20 protein-coding genes and 1 tRNA gene are annotated in these 21,605 nt (G+C 65.3%); 14 read left to right on the top strand and 7 right to left on the bottom strand.

The annotated features are described in order from the left end of the window. Window positions 1-3 precede the first annotated feature (3 nt). The 7 genes from CH302_RS18915 (at window position 4) to CH302_RS18885 (ending at window position 9,699) form a co-directional block, all read left to right on the top strand. Window positions 4-654 carry an IMPACT family protein gene (locus CH302_RS18915; protein WP_230596351.1) on the top strand — a complete coding sequence of 217 codons (651 nt, stop codon included), beginning with the start codon at window positions 4-6 and terminating at the stop codon, window positions 652-654. A 165-nt stretch (window positions 655-819) separates the two neighbouring features. Next, complete coding sequence (locus tag CH302_RS18910; protein ID WP_037193186.1) at window positions 820-1,293, top strand: single-stranded DNA-binding protein; 474 nt, start codon at window positions 820-822, stop codon at window positions 1,291-1,293. A gap of 125 nt (window positions 1,294-1,418) precedes the next feature. Beyond that, on the top strand, window positions 1,419-3,098 hold the full coding sequence (ettA, locus tag CH302_RS18905; RefSeq protein ID WP_032402531.1) for an energy-dependent translational throttle protein EttA: 1,680 nt from the start codon (window positions 1,419-1,421) through the stop codon (window positions 3,096-3,098). Between the two features lies 1 nt (window position 3,099). Beyond that, window positions 3,100-3,510: an acyl-CoA thioesterase gene (locus CH302_RS18900; protein ID WP_037193183.1), complete on the top strand. Its 411-nt coding sequence runs from the start codon at window positions 3,100-3,102 to the stop codon at window positions 3,508-3,510. 139 nt (window positions 3,511-3,649) lie between these two features. Continuing rightward, complete coding sequence (locus CH302_RS18895; protein ID WP_037193181.1) at window positions 3,650-8,488, top strand: NAD-glutamate dehydrogenase; 4,839 nt, start codon at window positions 3,650-3,652, stop codon at window positions 8,486-8,488. Window positions 8,489-8,552: 64 nt separating this feature from the next. After that, the gene (locus CH302_RS18890) at window positions 8,553-9,017 is read left to right on the top strand and encodes an acyl-CoA thioesterase (RefSeq protein WP_052047860.1); all 465 of its coding nucleotides are present in this window, start codon (window positions 8,553-8,555) and stop codon (window positions 9,015-9,017) included. After that, on the top strand, window positions 9,010-9,699 hold the full coding sequence (locus tag CH302_RS18885) for a hypothetical protein (RefSeq protein WP_037193180.1): 690 nt from the start codon (window positions 9,010-9,012) through the stop codon (window positions 9,697-9,699). The genes CH302_RS18890 and CH302_RS18885 overlap by 8 nt, the downstream gene beginning before the upstream one ends. Here the strand turns inward: CH302_RS18885 and CH302_RS18880 are convergent. Next, a complete protein-coding gene (locus tag CH302_RS18880) occupies window positions 9,696-11,279 on the bottom strand; it encodes a glycoside hydrolase family 13 protein (protein ID WP_037193179.1) in 1,584 nt (527 codons plus the stop codon). The two genes, CH302_RS18885 and CH302_RS18880, sit on opposite strands and share 4 nt — an antisense overlap. A gap of 211 nt (window positions 11,280-11,490) precedes the next feature. Here CH302_RS18880 and CH302_RS18875 point away from each other — a divergent pair, with 211 nt between their 5' ends. Continuing rightward, a complete protein-coding gene (locus tag CH302_RS18875; RefSeq protein ID WP_037193621.1) occupies window positions 11,491-11,958 on the top strand; it encodes a cupin domain-containing protein in 468 nt (155 codons plus the stop codon). A 19-nt stretch (window positions 11,959-11,977) separates the two neighbouring features. On the opposite strand, the gene CH302_RS18870 is transcribed toward CH302_RS18875, so the two are convergent. Beyond that, the gene (locus CH302_RS18870) at window positions 11,978-12,373 is read right to left on the bottom strand and encodes a globin (RefSeq protein WP_037193178.1); all 396 of its coding nucleotides are present in this window, start codon (window positions 12,371-12,373) and stop codon (window positions 11,978-11,980) included. Window positions 12,374-12,423: 50 nt separating this feature from the next. Continuing rightward, window positions 12,424-13,383 carry a mechanosensitive ion channel family protein gene (locus CH302_RS18865; RefSeq protein ID WP_052047912.1) on the bottom strand — a complete coding sequence of 320 codons (960 nt, stop codon included), beginning with the start codon at window positions 13,381-13,383 and terminating at the stop codon, window positions 12,424-12,426. A 231-nt stretch (window positions 13,384-13,614) separates the two neighbouring features. Between CH302_RS18865 and CH302_RS18860 the strand changes: the two genes are divergently transcribed. The 3 genes from CH302_RS18860 to CH302_RS18850 all read left to right on the top strand — a co-directional run bounded on the left by CH302_RS18860 (window position 13,615) and on the right by CH302_RS18850 (window position 15,073). Then, window positions 13,615-14,277 carry an HNH endonuclease gene (locus CH302_RS18860; RefSeq protein ID WP_170945983.1) on the top strand — a complete coding sequence of 221 codons (663 nt, stop codon included), beginning with the start codon at window positions 13,615-13,617 and terminating at the stop codon, window positions 14,275-14,277. Window positions 14,278-14,358: 81 nt separating this feature from the next. Beyond that, on the top strand, window positions 14,359-14,610 hold the full coding sequence (ctaJ, locus tag CH302_RS18855; RefSeq protein ID WP_037193173.1) for an aa3-type cytochrome oxidase subunit CtaJ: 252 nt from the start codon (window positions 14,359-14,361) through the stop codon (window positions 14,608-14,610). Continuing rightward, window positions 14,597-15,073 (top strand): DUF5130 family protein, encoded by a 477-nt coding sequence (locus tag CH302_RS18850; protein ID WP_037193172.1) that lies wholly within the window; start codon window positions 14,597-14,599, stop codon window positions 15,071-15,073. The genes ctaJ and CH302_RS18850 overlap by 14 nt, the downstream gene beginning before the upstream one ends. 91 nt (window positions 15,074-15,164) lie before the next feature. Here CH302_RS18850 and pepN read toward each other — a convergent pair whose 3' ends face one another. Further along, window positions 15,165-17,738: an aminopeptidase N gene (gene pepN / locus CH302_RS18845; RefSeq protein ID WP_037193171.1), complete on the bottom strand. Its 2,574-nt coding sequence runs from the start codon at window positions 17,736-17,738 to the stop codon at window positions 15,165-15,167. A gap of 158 nt (window positions 17,739-17,896) precedes the next feature. Here pepN and CH302_RS18840 point away from each other — a divergent pair, with 158 nt between their 5' ends. Beyond that, the gene (locus CH302_RS18840) at window positions 17,897-18,514 is read left to right on the top strand and encodes a mycothiol-dependent nitroreductase Rv2466c family protein (protein ID WP_037193170.1); all 618 of its coding nucleotides are present in this window, start codon (window positions 17,897-17,899) and stop codon (window positions 18,512-18,514) included. 80 nt (window positions 18,515-18,594) lie between these two features. Here CH302_RS18840 and CH302_RS18835 read toward each other — a convergent pair whose 3' ends face one another. Continuing rightward, complete coding sequence (locus CH302_RS18835) at window positions 18,595-19,257, bottom strand: DUF429 domain-containing protein (RefSeq protein WP_082323741.1); 663 nt, start codon at window positions 19,255-19,257, stop codon at window positions 18,595-18,597. A 16-nt stretch (window positions 19,258-19,273) separates the two neighbouring features. Here CH302_RS18835 and CH302_RS18830 point away from each other — a divergent pair, with 16 nt between their 5' ends. Further along, the gene (locus CH302_RS18830) at window positions 19,274-19,753 is read left to right on the top strand and encodes a ribose-5-phosphate isomerase (protein ID WP_037193169.1); all 480 of its coding nucleotides are present in this window, start codon (window positions 19,274-19,276) and stop codon (window positions 19,751-19,753) included. Further along, complete coding sequence (locus CH302_RS18825) at window positions 19,754-20,548, top strand: Fpg/Nei family DNA glycosylase (RefSeq protein ID WP_037193168.1); 795 nt, start codon at window positions 19,754-19,756, stop codon at window positions 20,546-20,548. On the opposite strand, the gene CH302_RS18820 is transcribed toward CH302_RS18825, so the two are convergent. Both CH302_RS18820 and CH302_RS18815 read right to left on the bottom strand, forming a co-directional pair. Continuing rightward, on the bottom strand, window positions 20,545-21,315 hold the full coding sequence (locus CH302_RS18820; RefSeq protein ID WP_037193167.1) for a hypothetical protein: 771 nt from the start codon (window positions 21,313-21,315) through the stop codon (window positions 20,545-20,547). The two genes, CH302_RS18825 and CH302_RS18820, sit on opposite strands and share 4 nt — an antisense overlap. Window positions 21,316-21,424: 109 nt before the next feature. Continuing rightward, window positions 21,425-21,498, bottom strand: a tRNA-Gly gene (locus CH302_RS18815). Between the last annotated feature and the right edge of the window lie 107 nt (window positions 21,499-21,605).

Below are 21,605 nucleotides of genomic sequence, written 5' to 3'. Positions count from 1 at the left end.
CGGGTGACCCCACTTCGTACCATCGCGAGCCGCGTCGAGTGCGAGACCGAGGTCAAGAAGTCCAGGTTCGTCGCCGTCGTCGATCGCGCGTCGACCGAAGCGGAGGCGCGGGCCGTGATCGCCGCGGCTCGCAAGGCCGATCCTGCTGCCGGACATCATTGTTCGGCGTTCATCGTGGATTCCTCGGCAGGCGATCCGCTCGCCGACCCGATGCAGAGCATCGAGCGATCCAACGACGACGGTGAACCGAGCGGGACGGCAGGCACGCCCATGCTCGACATGCTGCGTGGGCATCACCTGACCAACGTCGTAGCGGTCGTCAGCAGATACTTCGGCGGAACAAAGCTGGGCACCGGAGGACTGGCCCGTGCCTACGGCGGAGCGGTGACCGAGGCGTTGTCCCGAGCGATGTTCCTGACTCGGGAGCGACGCGAGATCATGACTCTCGAACTCGACCACGCCGAGGTCGGTCGCGTGGAATCGGAATTACGCGGGCACGGAGTTCTTGTGCTCGACACCTCCTACGGCGCGTCCGCGGTACTGACCGTCGCGGTTCCGGACGCCGATTCGACTGCGGCGCTTGTTGCTTCGCTCACTGCGGGTCGCGTGATCCCCACGCTCGACGGCCACATGTACGCCGAAATTCCCGACTAGCACACCGCCCCGACATTATCGGGTCGCGCGGGCCCCGATTCGGGTCGTTCATCCACAGGACGGGCGGTTGTCCACATTTCGCCAACTCGTTCACCACGGACGTTCCCCGCGTAGCAGTGTCGATCTCGATCGCAATCACGCGACATCGATCGAGGGGAAGACACCATGTACGAAGCACAGTGCGCAGTTGTCGGAACGGTCATCACCAATCCCGTCAAGCGCTCCACACCTACCGGCGACGAGGTCCTCAGCTTCCGGATGGCCAGCAACGCCCGACGCCAGGACCGCAACACCGGCGAGTGGACCGACGGCGGAACCCTGTACCTGACGGTCACGTGCTGGCGTCGCCTGGTGCGCGGCGTCGGAGCGTCGCTGATGAAGGGCGACCCGATCGTTGCCTACGGGCAGCTGCGGACCAACGAGTACACCAACCGTGACGGAGTCGAACGCGCCGATCTCGAGATGCGGGCCAGTGCCGTCGGACCGGATCTCGCGCGCTGCAACGTCTCGATCCATCGGACGAAAACGGTGTCATCCGACGCTCCGACGGACGGTGATTCGGAAGCGACCGAACCTGTGGACGGGGGTCGGGATCACGATCGCATCGACGACGACGTGCGCGAGTCCGTCCCGGCCTGAGGGCTCTCTGCATCCGCCGTCCACGCTGCATCGGAACCTGCGATCGAGTGTGGACGGCGGCTGCGCGTCGGGCCCCGTTCGGGCGGTGGTGCCGGAGACCCGCTCGCACCGATAAGCTGGGCATCATGGCTGAATTCATTTACACCATGAAGAAGGTGCGCAAGGCGCACGGCGACAAAGTCATCCTCGACGACGTGACGATGAGCTTCTATCCGGGAGCGAAGATCGGCGTCGTCGGCCCCAACGGCGCCGGTAAGTCCAGCATCCTCAAGATCATGGCGGGAATCGATCAGCCCGGAAACGGTGAGGCGTTCCTCGCTCCCGGTGCCTCGGTCGGCATCCTCATGCAGGAACCGGTCCTCGACGACACCAAGACCGTTCGCGAGAACGTCGAGGACGGTCTCGGCGAGACGATGGTCCAGCTCAAGCGGTACAACGAGATCGCCGAGTTGATGGCCACCGACTACTCCGACGAGCTGATGGAAGAGATGGGCGAGCTGCAGGAAAAGCTCGACCACGCCGACGCCTGGGAGATCGACTCTCAGCTCGAGCAAGCGATGGACGCGCTGCGCTGCCCGCCGCCCGAGTCGCCCGTCACCAACCTCTCCGGTGGTGAGAAGCGCCGCGTGGCGCTGTGCAAGCTGCTGCTGAGCAAGCCGGATCTGCTGCTGCTCGACGAACCGACCAACCACCTCGACGCCGAGAGCGTGCTGTGGCTCGAGCAGCACCTGGCCGCATACGCAGGCGCTATCCTCGCCGTCACTCACGACCGGTACTTCCTCGACCACGTCGCGCAGTGGATTGCCGAGGTCGACCGTGGACACCTGTACCCGTACGAGGGCAACTACTCCACGTACCTGGAGAAGAAGGCCGAGCGTCTCGAGGTCTCGGGCAAGAAGGACCAGAAGCTGCAGAAGCGACTCAAGGACGAACTCGCCTGGGTTCGTTCCGGTGCCAAGGCGCGTCAGGCCAAGAGCAAGTCTCGTCTGGCTCGCTACGACGAGATGGTGGCCGAGGCCGAGAAGACCAGGAAGCTCGACTTCGACGAGATCCAGATCCCCAACCCGCCGCGCCTCGGCGACGTCGTGGTGGAGGTCAAGAGCCTGGACAAGGGCTTCGACGGCCGCGTGCTGATCAAGGACCTCTCGTTCACGTTGCCCCGCAACGGAATCGTCGGCGTCATCGGCCCCAACGGCGTCGGCAAGACGACGCTGTTCAAAACCATCGTCGGCCTCGAGGAGCCGGACGGTGGCGAGGTCAAGATCGGTCAGACCGTCAAACTCAGCTACGTCGACCAGAACCGCTCGGGCATCGACTCGAAGAAGACGGTGTGGGAGACGGTGTCCGACGGCCTCGACTTCATCACCGTCGGCAGCTCCGAGTTCCCGTCCCGCGCGTACATCAGCTCGTTCGGGTTCAAGGGCCACGATCAGCAGAAGCCTGCCGGAGTGCTCTCCGGTGGTGAGCGGAACCGTCTGAACCTGGCGATGACGCTCAAGCAGGGCGGCAACCTGATCCTGCTCGACGAACCGACCAACGACCTCGACGTCGAAACGCTCGGATCGCTCGAGAACGCGCTCGAGGAATTCCCCGGTTGCGCTGTGGTCATCTCGCACGACCGGTGGTTCCTGGACCGCACCTGCACCCACATCCTGGCCTGGGAAGGTGGCTTCGGCGACAACGAGGCCGCGTGGTACTGGTACGAGGGCAACTTCGAGGGCTACGAGGCCAACAAGGTCGAACGCCTCGGACCCGACGCGGCCCGTCCGCATCGCGTCACGCACCGGAAGCTGACCAGGGACTGACATGCCGGCGAAAACCTTCACCTGCACACTTCAGGTGCGGTGGGGTGATTCCGACCGTCTCGGCCACGTCAACAACACACGCTTCGTCGAATACCTCCAGGAAGGCCGCGTTCAGTTCCTGAACGCGGTCTTCGGGGGGCCGGGGGTGCGTGGCGCAGCGGTGGTGCGCAAGTTGACCACCGATTTTCTGCATCCGATTCTCGACGACTCGGGTCCGCTGACGATCGAGCTGTGGATCACCCGCGTCGGGACCACCTCGTACGGCGTCCGGCACGTGGTGACCGACCGCGACGGAAAAGTCTGCGCCGATGCCGAGGCGTTGATGGTCGCCTTCGATCTCGATACCTCGTCGTCGCGTCCTCTGGACGAAAGCGAGCGCGGTCTGCTCGCCGAGTACCTCCACGTCGGATAGAGCTGTCGACCGGTTCTGACGCGCTGGGTCCGCGAGGTCACTGCGGTAACAGGGTGTTCGACACTAAGGTCGAGGAGTCATCGACGACCGGCGATCGGCGGGCGTCGGGAAAATCCTCACGAGGGAGTACTCGAACACCATGCCACGCTCGCTGGACCTGCCCGACAACGACTCGGCCGACGGCCTCGACGACCGACTCCTGGCCGAGCTGGCGACACTGCGTACCGAGTATTTCGAGCACGTGGACACGACGGCAGTCGGGGCGTCCGCGCACACTCCCGACACCACGTCCTTTCATCGACATGTTCGGTTGGCCGCTCGGCGGCTGCCCGAGACCGCGAACGTGGCGGTCCATCGACCCAGCGAGTCGAGTTCGGCCGCCCATCAGGCCGCGGGCAGCTACCTGCAGATCGTCACCGACGACATGCCGCTTCTCGTCGAGTCGGTCATCTCGCTGCTCTCGAGACTCGGCATCGAGTACACCGACGTGGTTCATCCCATTCTGTCGGTCGCCCGCGACGCCGACGGCGAGCTGACGGGTCTGGCCGCCGACGGCCGACGCGAATCCTGGATTCACGTTCAGCTGCATCCCTCCACCTCCGATGACGCCCTCGCCCGCGTCGAGTCGGAGGCGAGCCGGGTATTGGCCGACGTGCGTCAGGTGGTCGGCGACACCGATCGCATGCGTCGGGTGCAGGCCGAGGTGGCCGATCTCCTCGACGGTGCGGCCCAGCGGGCCGGTGATGCGGAGTCGGACATCGCCGTCGAACATCGCGACGCAGCCGCGTTGCTGCGTTGGCTCGGCGACGGACACTACACGCTCCTCGGGTACCGCCGGTACCGGCTCGGCGGCGTCGACGGCGCACGGACGGCCACCGGCGACGAGTCGAGCAGCCTCGGTGTGTTGCGCGACGCGGCGCACGACGTGGACGGCCCGGAACCGCTCGGTCGGCGCGACCTCGTCGCCCTGACGCAGGGAGCGAGTCCGGCCACGGTGCACCGCGCCGTCTACCCCTACTTCGTGAGTGTTCTCGACGCCGAGAACTCCGCCGAACACCGCTTCGTCGGAGTCTTCACCGTCACCGCCCTGCACGAGAACGTGCTCGACATTCCGGTGATCGAGCGTCGGGTGCGCTCGGTGATCGCCCGGGCCGGCCATGATCTCGGGTCGTTCTCGGGTCAGGCGATGCTGGAAGTGCTGCAGTCGATGCCGCGCTCGGAACTCTTCGCCACCTCGGCAGCCTGGCTGTTCGAGACCGCGAGTGCTGTTCTGGCACTGGGCCGTCGGCGCAAGGTCAAGCTGTTCGTCCGGCCCGATGCCAGCGGGTCCTTCGTCTCCGCGCTGGTGTACCTGCCGCGAGATCGTTACACCACCCGTGTTCGTCTCGCCATTCAGGATCGGTTGCTCCGCGAGCTGGGCGGTACCTCTCTCGATTACACGGCGCGCGTGACGGAATCGGACCTGGCTCTGTTGCACGTGACCGTCCGTCGCGCGCCGGGAACGGCGTCGACGGAGCTCGCTGCCGAGGACATCACCCGGATCGAGGCGGCTCTCACCGAGACCACCAGAACCTGGGAGGACTCCCTCGGCGACGCCGTCTCGCTCGACCGCACCGTCGACCCGCTGCGGATTCAGCGGTACACCGAGGCGTTCCCCGAGGCCTACAAGCAGGATTTCAGTCCGGCTCGGGCCGTGACCGACATCGCTCGCCTCGAAGCGCTCGGCGACGAGTCGATCGACATGCAGCTCTACCGCAACGAGCAGTCCGCCGTGGGCAGCTGGCGTTTCTCGCTGTACATCGGCGGCGCGGGCGTCTCGTTGTCTCAGGTGTTGCCCATCCTGCAGAGCCTCGGCGTCGAGGTCGACGACGAACGGCCGTACCCCGTGGTGCGGCCGGACGGAATGTCCTGCTGGATATACGATTTCGGGCTCTCCGCTTCACGTGAGATGCTGCGCTCGGCAATCGACGGCGACATCGACGCGGAGTTGTCCGAGGCAGGCACCGCCGATCGCGAGAGCCGCGTGCAGCACCGCTTCACCGACGCGTTCGCGGCAGTGTGGAGCGGACAGGCGGAGGCAGACCGGTTCAACGAGCTGGTCATGCGCGCCGGCCTGCACTGGCGGCAGGCAGTGGTGTTGCGCGCGTACGCGAAGTACCTGCGCCAGGCCGGTTTTCCCTACAGCCAGTTCAACATCGAAGGTGTGCTGCTGACGCATCCGCGCACTGCCCGGTTGCTGGTCGGGTTGTTCGAGGCGCAGTTCGATCCCGAGGCGAGCTCGGAGGAGAACGCGCAGTCGATCGGCACCCAGCTGGGGGAACTGATCGACGAGGTCGTCAGTCTCGACGCCGACCGAATCCTGCGCAGCATGTTCGAGCTGATCCGCGCGACCTTGCGCACCAACTACTTCGTCGTGGGAGTCGACGGCGAACATCGCGAGTACCTCTCGCTCAAGTTCGATCCGCAGTCGATCGCCGAATTGCCCAAGCCGAAGCCGAAATTCGAGATCTTCGTGTACTCGCCCCGCGTCGAAGGTGTGCACCTGCGGTTCGGGGCCGTGGCCCGTGGCGGACTGCGCTGGTCGGATCGACGTGAGGACTTCCGGACCGAAATCCTCGGACTCGCCAAGGCCCAGATGGTCAAGAACGCCGTCATCGTGCCGGTCGGAGCCAAGGGTGGATTCGTCGTCAAGCGGCCTCCGGTCGTGACCGGTGACGCCGATCGAGATCGTCAGGCCCATGCCGAGGAAGGCAAGGCCTGCTACCGACTGTTCATCGCCGGGTTGCTCGACATCACCGACAATCTCGACCGCGCTACCGGAACGGTGACGGTTCCCACCGGCGTCGTACGCCGCGACGGAGACGACACCTATCTCGTCGTCGCCGCGGACAAGGGGACCGCGACATTCTCCGACATGGCCAACGACGTCGCCGCGAAGTACGGCTTCTGGCTCGGCGACGCCTTCGCCTCCGGTGGTTCGGCCGGCTACGACCACAAAGCCATGGGCATCACTGCCAAGGGCGCGTGGGAGAGCGTCAAACGACACTTCCGAGAGCTCGGAATCGACACGCAGAGCCAGGATTTCACCGTCGTCGGCGTCGGAGACATGAGCGGGGACGTGTTCGGCAACGGCATGTTGCTCAGCCGGCACATTCGCCTGCTCGCCGCCTTCGATCATCGGCACATCTTTCTCGATCCCGACCCCGAGCGTGAGTCCTCGTTCGCCGAACGGGAGCGGTTGTTCGCGCTGCCGCGGTCGTCGTGGGCGGACTACGACACCTCGCTCATCAGTGCGGGCGGTGGTGTGTGGGAGCGGACGCGCAAGTCGGTCCCGATCAGTGCGGCCGCGCGCGCAGCACTCGGGCTGGGGGATTCCGTTGACGCGCTGTCTCCGCCGGAGCTGGTGAACGCAATCCTTCGGGCTCCGGCCGACCTGCTGTGGAACGGCGGAATCGGCACGTACATCAAGGCGTCGACGGAGACCAATGCCGAGGTCGGCGACAAGGCCAACGACGCGGTGAGGGTCGACGGAATCGACGTCCGCGCCGCGGTGGTGGGGGAGGGCGGCAATCTCGGTGCCACCGCGCTGGGCCGCATCGAATACGCCGCGGCCGGAGGCAAGATCAACACCGATGCCGTCGACAACTCTGCGGGTGTCGACTGTTCCGATCACGAGGTCAACATCAAGATCCTGTTGGAAACGGCCATCACCAACGGCAACCTCGCGCGCGAGGATCGGGACGAGCTGCTCGCGTCGATGACCGACGAGGTGGGCAGGCTGGTGTTGTGGGACAACATCATGCAGAACGAGCTGCTCGGCACGTCGAGGTTCGATGCGCCGAGCCTGGTCACCGTGCACAGTCGGGTGATCGAGGATCTGGAAGTGCGACGAGGGCTCGATCGTGAGCTCGAGGCACTACCGACCGAGGCCGACCTGCGCAAACGCAAGCAGGACGGCCGAGGGCTGACCTCGCCGGAACTGGCGACGTTGATGGCTCATGTGAAGTTGGCGTTGGAAGCGGAGTTGCTCGACAGTGAAGTTCCCGACAGCGACGTCTTCGCTCCGCGGCTACCCAAGTATTTCCCCGAGCCGCTGCGCGAGCCGTATGCCGACGCGATCACCGCGCATCCTCTACGGCGGCAACTGGTGGCCACGACGCTGTCCAACGAGGCCATCGACTGCGGCGGCATCACGTTCCCCTACCGATTGACCGAGGATTCGGGTGCGGCAGGCACCGATGCCATTCGCGCGTTCGCTGCCGCCACCGAGATATTCGGACTCGACGAGGTGTGGAACTCGATCAGGGCAGCGGACGTGCCGACTGCAGTGTCGGCCGAACTGTTGCTCGAGTCGCGGCGCATGCTCGACCGCGTCTCGCGCTGGTTGCTCGCCAACCGTCCGCAGCCGCTGGCCGTCGGAGCCGAGATCAGCCGGTACGCCGGTCAGGTGCGGGCGCTGCAGCCGTCGGTGTCCACGTGGATCTCCGGGCATCAAGCGAGCGATCTGGACTCGCGATCGGCTGCGGCGATCGAACGCGGCGCGCCGGCCGAGCTGGCTCGTCGGATCTACGGATTGCTCGATGTGTACTGCCTGCTCGACATCATCGATATCGCCGACATCGTCGACCGGGACGGAGCCGAGGTCGCCGAGCTCTACTTCGCCCTGGACGCCCACATCGGCATCGACTGGTTGCTCACCGCGGTGTCCAAGCTGGCCCGCGGCGACCGCTGGCATTCGTTGGCGCGCTTGGCGCTTCGCGACGATCTGTATTCCTCGTTGCGAGGCATCACCCAGGCGGTACTGGCGGGCGGTGAGCCGGACGAGTCGGTCGCGGAGAAGATCGCGGAATGGGAGTCGACCAACTCGTCTCGCCTGGCGAGGTCTCGTGCGGCGTTGACCGAGATCGCCGAGTCGGGAACCCTCGACCTGGCCACCCTGTCGGTCGCTGCCCGACAGGTCCGCAACATGGTGCCCTGACCTACCGCACCCCATCGCAACTGCCGACACCGCCGACACTCGACCGAGAAGAGGGAACGACCACGTGAGTGTGCCCGACGCCCATCTGTCCGACAAACGACCTGCCACCCAACGAGTGGGCTTTCATGCCACCGTCGATGTCCGGTGGTCGGATATGGACGTGTACCAACACATCAACCATGCCCGGATGGTCACGCTCCTCGAAGAGGCGCGTATTCCCTGGCTGTTGGTGGACGGGAGGCCGACGGCGAATCTGCGCCACGGAGCGGTGATCGCGGATCTGCACGTGAAGTATCGGGGCCAGCTCCGGCACGAGGACGGCCCCCTCGATGTCTTCATGTGGATCGACGCCGTGCGGGCGGTGGACTTCGTCGTCGGATACGAGGTGCGGGCCCGCGGTGCCTCACTGGACACCCCTGCGGCCGTGGTGGCGTCGACGCAGATCGCGGCGTTCGATATCGATGCGCAGCGGCTGCGTCGGCTCACCCCGACCGAGCGTGAGTTTCTCCTGAGCTGGCAGCGTGTATGAGCGCGTACTGACCGTGCCCGATGCGGTCGAGCGGGAGAACCTCGCGACGTTCTGCACCAGGGCGCTGCGTCTGGACGAAGCTGCGGTGATCCGTATGCGGACCCGAGCGGGCGGCGGTGTGTCCTGCTGGGCCGCAACGGGTTTCGATGCGCTCGCGGCTCGGGTGATCACCGGAACCGTGGTGCCCGACGACACCAGCGCCGGTGCCGACGTGTTGGTCGCGGCAGTCCAGCAGGCGGTCGACGGTGTGATCGACCCGGGATTCTCGATGGATTCGGCCTGGCGCGGTGCCCTGCCGCCGGACGGCGGATTCGGCCACGTCGACGATGTGCCCGCCAGGGTGCTCGTGGAGCTCGCGCAACGTGGCGTCGCGCTGGCCAAGGAACACGGCAGCAGTCACGGACCGCCGAGTTCGTTGCTCGAACAGGAAGTTCTGCACGTCGCGGGCGACAGCGACGACGTCTCGATCTCCATGCGGACGGTATTCGCGCTCACCGCAATGGGTTTCGTTCCACATAGTGGCACCGATCCGATGACAGTCGACGTGGACCCGGATCGGATCGCGCCCGACGAGGTGGTTCGTGTGCGGGTGTCGAAGGTCTGGCTACGCCTCGATGCCCGCTACGGCTCGGTCTTCGCTCGTCGCGCGGGACAGCAGTTGTCGCTCACCGTCGAGCGTTAGACGAGCCACGCAGCAGCGTTCGCCGGAAGCCTGCCGTCCACCAGCGGAGCGCTGGCCAGCAACAACTCGCCGGGAGGCAGCGGGATCGATTCCTCCGACGCGTTCAAGGCGCAGATCAGGCCGCCGCGTCGACGAAACGCCAGGCAGCCGGGAGGTGCTCCGTACCAATCGATTCCGTTGCCGGTGAACTCCGGTCGCAGAGCCCGCAGCTCGAAGGCGGTCCGGTAGAGGCTCAGCATCGAATCGACGTCTTCGAGTTGAGCCTCGGCGGTGTACCCGTCCCATTCCGGCGGCATCGGCAGCCAGGTTCGATCGGTGGCGGAGAACCCGAACGGCGGTGTGTGCCCCTCCCATGGCATCGGCACTCGGCAGCCGTCGCGGCCACGCTCGGCGTGCCCGGATCGCTCCCACACCGGATCCTGCAACGCACTGTCGGGAAGTTGCACGTTGGGCAACCCGAGTTCGGCACCGTTGTACACGAAAATCGTTCCGGGAAGCGCCAATTCCACGAGGATCATGGCGCGGGAGCGCGCCCGACCGAGCTCCCCACCGCCGTACCGGGTGACCTCGCGCTCGACGTCGTGGTTCGACAACGTCCACGTGGGAGTTCCGTCGACCAGTTCTACTGCGGCGAGGGAATTGGAGATGGCATCGCGGATGGTCGCGGCATCGAAATCGACACTGGCCAGCCGGAAGTTGAAGCCCAGGTGCAACTCGTCGGGCCTGATGTACTCGGAGAAGCGCACATTGTCCTGCACCCAGATCTCGCCCACGGTCACCGCGTGGGGGAACTCGTCCATGACTGCTCTGATGCGTCGATGCAGGTCGTGGACCCGAGGATTGTTGAACCGGGGATCGTCGTCGTCGTTCTTCATCAATGCGTTGAGTTCGAGACTCATGTCGGCCAGGTCCACCGGTTTGGCCATGCCGTGCGCCACATCGAGTCGGAAGCCGTCGACACCGCGGGAGAGCCAGAACCTCAGGGTGCGCGCGAAATCGTCGAACACCTCGGGATTGTTCCAGTTCAGATCCGGCTGTTCGGGCGCGAAGATGTGCAGGTACCACTGGCCGGGGGAGCCGTCGGCCTCGGTGATGCGAGTCCAGGCCGGTCCGCCGAAGATGCTCGGCCAGTTGTTCGGTGGCTGCGAACCGTCGTCACCACGTCCGTCTCGAAAGATGTAGCGGGCTCGCTCGGCACTCCCGCGCGCTGCCGTCAGGGCCGATCGGAACCACGGGTGCTCGCTGCTGGTGTGATTGGGCACCAGATCCATCGTGACCTTGATGTCGCGAGCATGAGCTTCGTCGATCAACGCGTCGAAGATCTCCAGGTTGCCGAACAGGGGGTCGATGTCACGGGGATCGGACACGTCGTACCCGTGATCGGCCATGGGCGACCGGGTGATGGGTCCGATCCAGACTGCGTCGATGCCCAGTAGCTCGAGATAGCCGAGCTTGTCGCGAATTCCGTCGAGGTCACCGATGCCGTCGCCGTTGGAGTCCGCGAACGAACGGGGATATATCTGGTAGAAGACGGCATCCTGCCACCACAACAGCTCGGAGCTTTCGATCGGATCGGTCACAAGGGGCAATAGTGCCAAACGATCGGCCGCGGAACGATTCAGGGGCGTTGGGCACGATCGGAAAGCGGAATTACAGGTCAACCAACAGTAAAGCTTTGTGCTCATTCACATGACCGACTCCTGTCAGTTCGTTGGGAAAGTGTTGTATGTTCTGCTCTGGAAACCAGTAGCGGCGGAAGCCGCGCCCGACGGTGAGGACGCGACGGAAACCATGATCACTTCGACCATCGAAGCCGTACGACTCGGCGATATCGCACTCGACGACAGCCCTATCGAGCCGGCCTGGATTCTCGACGGAAACCCGCAGGCGCGGCTCGCCGAGTGGTCGAAGAGCATCGACGGCACCACCACCACCAACGTGTGGGACTGCACGGCAGGACGCTTCCGCTGGTACTTCGCCGTCGACGAGATCGTGCACATCATGGACGGTTCGGTGACCGTCTCGAGTGACGACCACGCACCGCGCACCCTGCTCCCCGGTGATGCCGCACTGTTCCGTGCGGGCACCTGGTCGGAGTGGCACGTGGAGAACTACGTACGCAAGCACGCCATCCTGCGCCAGCACCTGCCCGCGCCCGTGAGCTTCGCTCTCAAGATGGCCGGTTCCGTTCGCGCCCGCGTGGGGAAGCTGAAGGCCGCCGTCGGCGGTAAGAGCCCGCAGCGCGTCGGATCGCTGTAGCCCACGCCGCTCCGGACCGTCAGATCGCCGAGTTCATCATCGAATTGGCGGCCATCTCCATGTAGTCGATCAACTGGGCTCGGTGTGCGGAGTCCATGACCTCGGTGCCTATCGACGCGATCGCGATGTGCATGCAACGAAGCCACGCGTCTCGCTCCATCGGTCCGATCCGAAACGGGTTGTGGCGCATCCTCAATCGAGGATGACCGCGCTCGTCGGAATACGTCCGCGGACCGCCCCAGTACTGCTCGAGAAACATCCGCATCCGCCGTTCGGCCGGTGCGAGATCCTCCTCGGGATACAACGGTCGCACTATCTCGTCCTTGGCGACTTCCTCGTAGAACTTCGCCGTGAGTGACCGGAACGTCTCGGCACCGCCTACCGCGTCGTAGAACGTCTGCTGCGGTTCGGTCATCACACTCTCTCTGTTCGATCCTGGTCGGCGTCGGTCACGTTCATTGTCCCTCAGCTGCTGCGTTCGACCGCAACCCCACCCGGACGGCCCAGTGCGTACGGTGCCTTGATGTCGGCATCGTCGAATGCCTGGAGTATCTCCTGATGGAGTCGTCGCTGTACGGCCCATTGGCGTCCGGGGCGGGTCTTGATCGTGATACGGATGGTGACCGTGTCGGCGCTGACCGCGTTGACTCCGAGCATCTCGGGCGGCTCGAGGATGTCGCTGGCGAAGTCCTTCGACTCCACCACCGCCAGTGTGGTGCGTTCGGCGACTGCGCGGGCCTCGTCGATGTTGGCCGTGTGCGACACGGGCAGATCGAGAACGGCGACCGCGAAGCCCTGACTCATGTTGCCCACGCGCAGCACCTCGCCGTTGCGGCAGTACCAGACCGTGCCGTTGACATCCCTGATCGTCGTGACGCGCAATCCCACGCTCTCGACCGTGCCGGTCGCTTCACCGAGGTCGACGACGTCGCCCACTCCGTACTGATCCTCGAGGAGCATGAAGATGCCCGACAGGAAGTCGCGGACCAGGTTCTGAGCACCGAAGCCCAAGGCGACACCGACGATTCCGGCCGAGGCGATGAACGGAGCGACATTGACTCCCACGACATCGAGCACCGAGAGCACGAACCACGTGAGAATCATGACCGAGACGGCCGACTTGAGCACCGAGCCGATCGTGTTGGCCCGCTGTTTGCGTCGCTCGTTGAGAATCGCGCCCTTGACGGTGCTCGACGACCGGTCGCGGAGCGGACGCAGCAGCGTCGGAGCCTTCCCGACGTTGTTGCGGGTGAATCGGTCGATCAGTTTGTGCAGGACGAGGCGCAGCACGATGGCGAGGGCCAGATAGCCCAGAGCCTGCAGCGGACGATCGACCAACCAGTCGCGTCCGGTCTCCGTCAGCTCGAAAGCTCGGGTGTCGAGATCTCGCAACAGCGACGGTTCGGGAAGGGACGATGCGGACAGGAAGGTTGATACGGACACCCGAAAAGTCTACGGAGACGCAGAAATCTTGCCAGTCGCGCAGCGCATGGAGCCGTCGATCGTCGATCGTGAACGCGAGGACGCGAAATGTTCACCGATCGGCAACAGAAAATGCCGAGAAAAAGGCTGTGCGTGGACGGTGCATTCGTGTTCCACTGTGACTCGTGTTCCACGCAAGCCATGCGCGGGCGCCAACTGTCTCTGGAGTAACGCATGAAGAACTCGCAACACCGCCATCGACAACTCCCGCCCACTGAGGGCCGCACCACGCACGACCAGCGTGAGACGGCCTCGGGGGCTTCTCCGCTGCGTGTGGTGCCGACGGCCCACAGTGCCACGGGCGACGACGCCGTACCGGCGTGGGTCAAGCGCCGTGTGCTGCTCCTCAATGCCACCTTCGAACCACTGACCGCGCTTCCCATGCGCCGGGCGGTGGTTCTTCTCGTTTGCGGGAAAGCCGACGTGGTGCACGACGATCCGGGAGGGCCGTTCATTCGATCCGCCGACTTCTCGGTCCAGGTGCCGTCGGTGATCAGGTTGCGGACGTTCGTCCGTGTTCCGTACCGAGCGCGAGTGCCCATGACGCGCGCAGCGCTGATGCACCGCGACCGGTTTCGGTGCGCGTACTGCGGAAGCAAGGCCGAGACCGTCGACCACGTGGTGCCGCGCAGCCGTGGCGGTGGCCACTCGTGGGAGAACTGCGTCGCCTGCTGCGCCTCGTGCAACCATCGCAAGGCGGACAAGCTGCTCAGTGAGATCGGTTGGACGTTGCGCGCCCAATTGGTGCCGCCGAAGGGTCCCCACTGGCGACTGCTGGCGACGACGAAAGAGCTGGACCCCAGTTGGCTCGCGTATCTCGGTGAGGGCGCTGCCTGACGCGGGCGCGTCTGCACAATTGGGTCACAACACCGGCCCCGACGTGGTCCGACGCGCAATTGTCGACTAACGTCACACCCTGTGAGCATTTTTGAGACCACGCTGATATTCGGGGTGATTCCGGTTGCGGTGATCGGACTCATCGGCGCGTTGTCCTTCTTGACCGACAAGCAGCCCGGTATGGACGTTCCCCCCTACCGACTGACGGACGAGTGGACGCGCGAGCCATTGCTGTGGAGTGCTACGGACGAGGTGACTCCCTTCGGAGGCCACGGTTCGCACGACGCCGACACAGCCGATTCGATCGGAGGTTCTGCAAGTGGCAAGTGGTGAACTCGTCCGTAGTGACGTCAGAGAAGAAGACCTGCCCTTCGGTGCTGCGCTCACCGCGAGCGGCCGCGTCTCGGCTGCTCACGAGTTCGGGACGACCAATCCCGAGCACCTGCCGTTCGCGACGCAGGATCTGGTTGCGCTCGACGACGCACTCACGCAGGCGATCCGGCAGACCAAGATCCGGTTCAACGTCTACATCGGTGATCTCGGCGTCGATCCCGCCGCGGGTGCAGATTCGGTGTTTCCCGGCACACCCGATGCCATCCGCTCGGTCCTGATCGCCGTCGACCCCAATCGGCATGCCCTCGAGATCCGCACCGGCAAGCGAGTGTCCAACCGAGCCACCGACCGGGTTGCACAGTTGGGTGTCACCGCCGCGCTCGGCCCGTTCCGCGACGGCAACCTCATCGACGGTCTGGTCGCGTCCGTTCGGGTGATGGCCGCTTCCATCCTCAGCCCGTAGCGCTTCGGCTCCGGACCGCGCACCTACGACGAGGGCCGGTTGCTTCACCTCCAGGTGAAGCAACCGGCCCTCGTCGTCTGTGCCGTCGAGATCAGCTCGCGTCGAACTCCCGCGCAGCGAGAGCGCGGACGACGCCTGCCCTGCCCTCGATCACCAACCGTCGAAGTGCGGGCGGCAGATCGCCGTCCAGGAACCCGTCCGCGGCGGCCAGCGACTGCTCACTGATCGACCAGGACGGGTACAGCCCGATCACCACGGTCTGCGCGACTTCGCTCGATCGACGAGACCAGACACCTTCGATGGCGTCGAAGTAGCGGGCGACATACGGTTCGAGCAGCTCGCCCTGACCTGGGCCTGCGAAGCCGCCGATGATCGAGCGCGCGGTGATGTTGGGAACGGCGTCGTCGTCGACCACTGTCGTCCAGGCCTGCTCCTTGACCTCTGCGCTGGGCCGAGCGGCTCGTGCCGCCGCTGCCGACCGGGCTCCGGCGGCAGTGTTGTCTCGGCCCGCCTCGGCGTCGATGACCGGTGAGTCCGAGCCGTCGGCGTCGATCGCACCGGCACCGGCCAGCGCCGTGACGATGCGCCAGCGCAGATCGGTATCCACATCGAGACCGGCCAGAGACTGCCCCTCGACATCACCGTCGAGCAGAGCCTTCAACACGTCTGTGTGACGGTCACCGAGTTCGGTGCCGGTGAGAGCATTGACGAAGGCCAGCTGGTGATCCGAGCCTGCTTCGGCACCGCGCGCCAACTCGAGCAGCGCGTCGGCGAACTCGGGCGTACCGTGATCGGTTGCCCATGCCGGATCGGCGTAGCTGGAGATGGCGGTTTGGGCTTGCAGCAGAAGACGTTGCACCACACCCACTTCCGTCTCACCGCCGATTCCGCGCTGGACGAGGGCCACGAAGTCTCGTGCCTTCATCTCCGCGGACCGGGTCATCTCCCAGGCGGCCGACCACGCAAGGGTGCGGGGGAGTGGCTCGGCGATGTCGCCGATTCGAGAGAGGAGGACGTCGAGCGAATCCGGGTCGAGTCGGACCGCACAGTACGTCAGGTCGTCGTCGTTGACCAGGACGAGCTTGCCGCGCGAAACGCCCACCAGCGCGTCGACATTCGTCGACTCCGCAGCGTCGAGGTCGAGTTCGACGCGGTCCGTGCGCACCAGCTTGCCGTCCACGTCGTCGTAGATGCCGACCGCGATGCGGTGCACGCGATGCTCGCCTGCACCCGGGGCAGCTCCGGTCTGCAGCACGGAGAAGCGGGTGAACTTGCCGTCGGCGTCGACGTCGAAATCCGGGCTCAGCGTGTTCAGGCCGGTGGTGCGCAGCCACTGCGCGCCCCAATCGGAGAGATCGCGTCCCGACGACTTCTCCAGAGCGGCAAGCAGATCCGAGAACGTGGCGTTGGCGAAGGCATGATCGACGAAGTACGCGCGCAACCCGGCGAGGAAGTCCTCCTTACCGACGTAGGCCACCAGTTGCTTGAGCACACTCGCGCCCTTGGCGTAGGTGATGCCGTCGAAGTTGACCTCCACCGCCGCGAGATCGGGAATGTCGGCGGCGATGGGGTGCGTCGACGGCAACTGGTCCTGTCGGTACGCCCAGGCCTTCTCGACGTTGGCGAAGGTGGTCCACGCGTTGGTGTATTCGGTTGCCTCGGATTGGCACAGCACCGACGCGAACGTCGCGAACGACTCGTTGAGCCACAGGTCGTCCCACCACGTCATGGTCACCAGGTCGCCGAACCACATGTGTGCCATCTCGTGCAGCACGGTCTCGGCGCGACGCTCGTAGGAGTAGCGCGTCACCTTGGAGCGGAAGACGTAGTCCTCCAGGAACGTGACGGCACCCGCGTTCTCCATGGCACCGGCATTGAACTCGGGAACGAAGAGCTGGTCGTACTTGCCGAAGGCGTAGGGAGTGCCGAAGTTCTCGTGGTAGAAACCGAAGCCCTGCTTGGTCTCGGTGAACAGGCGTTCCGCGTCCATGTGCTCGGCAAGTGATGCGCGGCAATAGATTCCGAGGGGAATGGTGCCGTGGTCGTCGGTGTACGAGTCGGTCCACTCCGCGTACGGTCCGGCGATCAGCGCGACGAGGTACGTGCTCATCAACGGGGTCGTGTCGAACACGTGCTCGCCCGCTGCAGGCTCGGCGCCGTGCGCGGCATTGGAGATGACGGTCCAGCTCTCGGGTGCGGTGACCTTCAGGTCGAAGGTGGCCTTGAGATCGGGCTGATCGAAGCAGGCGAACATGCGCTTGGCGTCGGCGGTCTCGAACTGCGAGTACAGGTACACCGAACCGTCGGACGGGTCGACGAATCGGTGCAGGCCCTCGCCGGTGTGCGAGTAGAGGCAGTCCGCGTCGATCACGAGCTCGTTGTGTTCGGCGAGATTCTCGAGAGCGATGCCCGTCGACTCGTCGTAGTTCGCAATATCGAGATCGGTGCCGTTGAGCGTCGCGGAGCGGATCGTGCTCGCGATGACGTCGACGAAAGTCGACGCCCCGGCGGTGGCCGCGAACGTGATGGTGGTGAGCGAGCGGAAGGTCTTCTCGCCCGGATTGCCCTCGCCGTCGGTGAGATCGAGAACGATCGCGTACTTCGTTTCCCCGATGATCGCCGAACGCTCGGAGGCTTGGTCACGCGTCAGGTTGGGAGCAACCACTTCAGTCGACACCTCTTCGTGTAGTTATGGATAGTGCCTTCCATCCCATCACGTCACGCGTACCCCGCGCTGGCCGACGGGCCGTGCGGAATGTCTGCGCGGTGGGCGGTTGTTACGCAATGAAGAGACGTTGACCTCGACTTCCAAGGAGTAGGACAGTGGCCGGTTCAGGACAGAAAGACACCGCGGATTTTTGGTTCGACCCACTGTGCCCGTGGTGCTGGATCACCTCGCGGTGGATTCTCGAGGTGCAGCAGGTGCGAGACATCGACGTGAACTTCCACGTCATGAGCCTGGCAGTGCTCAACGAGGGCCGCGATCTGCCCGAGGAGTACGCCGCAATGATGAAGAAGGCCTGGGGGCCGGTCCGCGTGGCGATCGCCGCAGCCAAGCTGAAGGGTGACGAGATCCTCGACCCGCTGTACGCGGCCATGGGAACGCGAATCCACAACGAGGGCAACAAGGATTTCGACGTCGTGATCGCGGAGTCGTTGGCCGAACTGGACCTGCCCGGTGACCTCGCGAAGGCCGCCGAGAGCACCGACTACGACGAAGACCTGCGGACCAGTCATCACGCAGGCATGGACAAGGTCGGACCCGACGTGGGCACCCCGACCATCCACGTCAACGGCGTGGCCTTCTTCGGCCCTGTGCTCTCCCGAATCCCGCGAGGCGAAGAGGCAGGCAAACTCTGGGACGCATCGGTGATCTTCGCGTCGTACCCGCACTTCTTCGAGCTCAAGCGCAGCCGCAACGAGGATCCGCAGTTCGACTGATCGCGCTACCCCTCGTGCGTCGAATGTTGCGGTTGCGGTAGGAGTGCAACTTTCGCGCACGAGGGCGCTGGTTCGTACAGCTAGGCGACGATCCGATCCGACGGGTCGGCGGTGCCGAACACTCGGTGCTCGCCGATGTGGAAGCGTCGCGCCGACCACGCCGCCGCGGCTGCGTCGAGGAAGTCGTCGACGGCGGGTCCGAGTGGTAGATCGGCCAGATCGAGGTGTTCGCTCCACCGCATCAGGGTGGCGAGCCGTTGTCCGACTCCGCGGCCGGTCTTCTTCGACGAGAAGACCGTCGTCGGTGACATGACCCGGAACGAGCATTCGGGATGTACCTCGACGTACTTGTCCGGGTCGAAGTTTGCATCCCGCCACGCCTTCACGGACGGCAGGATGTGCCACGTCTGCTTACTGATGGCTTTGCCGGTGATCGCCCGCGAGATCGAACACGCCTGGTCGTACGACGCGGCGTCGAGTACGCCGACGACGGGTGTGTGGAATATCGAGCTGCGTGCCGGGCCCAGGAACGTCTTGGCCTCCAGCTCGCTGACGCGATAGCCGTGCTCGGGCAACGACAGTGACATGTCCACGCCCACCCGTGCGCAGTCCCGTGTCGCCTCGAGCACCTCCGTCACCGACGCGCACTCGGTCCACGTCAAGGTCGTCCCGGTGACGAACGCGACCACCCACGCGCCTTTCGCGCCGTCCACACCGGCGAATTTCTCGGCTTCGGAGTTCACCTGTCAGACTCTAGGCATGCGCGTATACCTGGGTGCCGACCACGCCGGCCTCGAGTTCAAGAATCAGATCATCGAACACCTGACGGCGACCGGGCACGAGCCCGTCGACTGCGGTGCCTTCGACTACGACCCCGTCGACGACTACCCGGCATTCTGCATCGACGCAGCACGCCGCGTCGTCGCCGATCCGGGCAGCCGCGGCCTTGTGCTCGGCGGTTCCGGAAACGGCGAGCAGATCGCTGCCAACAAGGTGCCGGGCGCACGCTGCGCGCTGGCGTGGAGCGTCGAGACCGCCAAGCTGGCCCGCGAGCACAACGACGCCCAGCTCATCGGCATCGGTGGCCGCATGCACACCCTCCCCGAAGCACTCGCCATCGTCGACGCCTTCCTCGGGACGCCGTTCTCGGGCGAGGAGCGCCACCAGCGCCGCATCGACATCCTGTCCGAGTACGAGCGCAGCGGCGAGGCACCCGTCGTGCCGGGAAAGCCCGAGTAGGTGCCCGAGGGGCACACCCTGCACCGACTGGCTCGGTTGCATCAACGACGGTTCGGCGGGGCACCGGTCCAGGCAAGCAGCCCACAGGGGCGCTTCACTTCCGGTGCCGCGCTGATCGACGGTCTCGTACTGGAGAAGGCCGAGGCCTGGGGCAAGCATCTGCTGCACCGATACGAGTCCGATCTGATCGTGCACATCCATCTCGGCCTGTACGGAAAGTTCACCGAACAGGCTGTGCCGCTCAACGATCCGGTGGGTGCCGTGCGGCTGCGCATGGTGGGGGAGACGTACGGTGCCGATCTGCGCGGACCCACGGCCTGTGAGATCTACACAGAGGAGCAGGTCGACGCCCTGGTGGCGCGCCTGGGGCCGGACCCGCTGCGCAAGGACGCCGACCCGGATGGGGCATGGGCGCGAATCTCCAAGTCGCGCACAGCAATCGGCACTTTGCTGATGGATCAGAAAGTGTTGGCCGGTGTCGGAAACGTCTACCGCGCCGAGATTCTGTTCCGCCACGAGATCAACCCGATGCGACCGGGCAAAGACCTCGACCGATCCGAGTGGGACGCGATCTGGTTCGACCTCGTCGAGCTGATGAAGATCGGTGTTCGACGCGGTCGCATCATCACCATTCGGCCCGAGGACGATCACGGCGACACCTACGGTGCACGACGGCCACGCTCGTACGTCTACCGCAGGCAGGGATATCCCTGCCGGGTGTGCGGAGCAGACATCCTGCACTCGGTGATGCAGGCGCGAAACCTGTTCTGGTGCCCCGTGTGTCAGGCGACCTAGAACCCGCCGAAGTCGCCTCCGCCGCCGAAGTCGCCGCCACCGTCGAACATGCCGCCGCCGTCGTCCATGGCGCCGTATTCCTCGTTGCCGCCCATGTCGTCGCCCGAACCCCCGTCCGAACCGTCGCCTCCCATGTCCCCGCCGGCTGCGGTTTCGTCGGGCACTCCGGCCATGCCGGAGAACATGGCCGAGAACAGGAACATCGAACCCATTCCCCATGCGCCGGCGACCAGGGCCGGCCGCCACCACGGCTCGGAGTACCAGCCTGCGGGCACCGGTCGGCCCGCGACTCGGCCACCCGGGTAGTAGTTCGGGGTGCGATCGGACGGATCCGGTGACGCCGCGATCTCACGGCCCTCGAAGTCGACCTTGCGATCCTCGGTGACTCGACCCGCCTGCTGTTGGCCGTCGATGCCCTGCACCTCCGGGCCCGGGTCCATTCCCATCGCCAGGCGCGCGGCGCGGATGTAGTAGAGCCCCTCGAGCGCTGTCTGCTTGGCCAGTCGAGCCTGTTCGGGGGTAGTGGCCTGGTCGATCTGCGAACCGGCAGCGATGTTGCGCTCGGACGCGTCGGCCAGGGCCTGCTTGGACGGTGTGTCGGTGCCGATCAGGTTGTAGACCTGCCCGCCGAGGCGTTCGATCGATTGGCGGGCATCGGCCTTCGCGTCGGCCAGCGCGGTTTCGGCCGCTGCGGCCGAGTTCTTCTTGCTTCGCAGCACCAGTAGGGCCACTGCGGCGACGACGAGAATGATCAGGACTATTTCCACTGCGGGCCTTCCGCCGACGGTGCATGCCCGGTTCGTACGGACAATTCGGACACCGTCCAGGGTACGCGGACACGAAAAAGCCCCGCACTGACAGTGCGGGGCTTCTCGATGGAGCCGATGACGAGAATCGAACTCGCGTAGCCTGTTTGGAAGACAGGGGCTCTACCATTGAGCTACATCGGCGTGCAAACAACAGTCGTGGGATCGCCAGTTCCGTCGCCTGCGTTTCAAGACTGTACCCAACGCCGCTGCCGGATTCCAAACCGGCATGCCGCGCAGGTTCGGCCGAA

Origin of the sequence: Rhodococcus sp. 15-2388-1-1a (assembly GCF_002259145.1) — a bacterium.
Lineage (GTDB): Bacteria > Actinomycetota > Actinomycetes > Mycobacteriales > Mycobacteriaceae > Rhodococcoides.
Note: the sequence above shows the minus strand (reverse complement) of the source record. Positions and strands in the feature narration are given on the sequence as shown.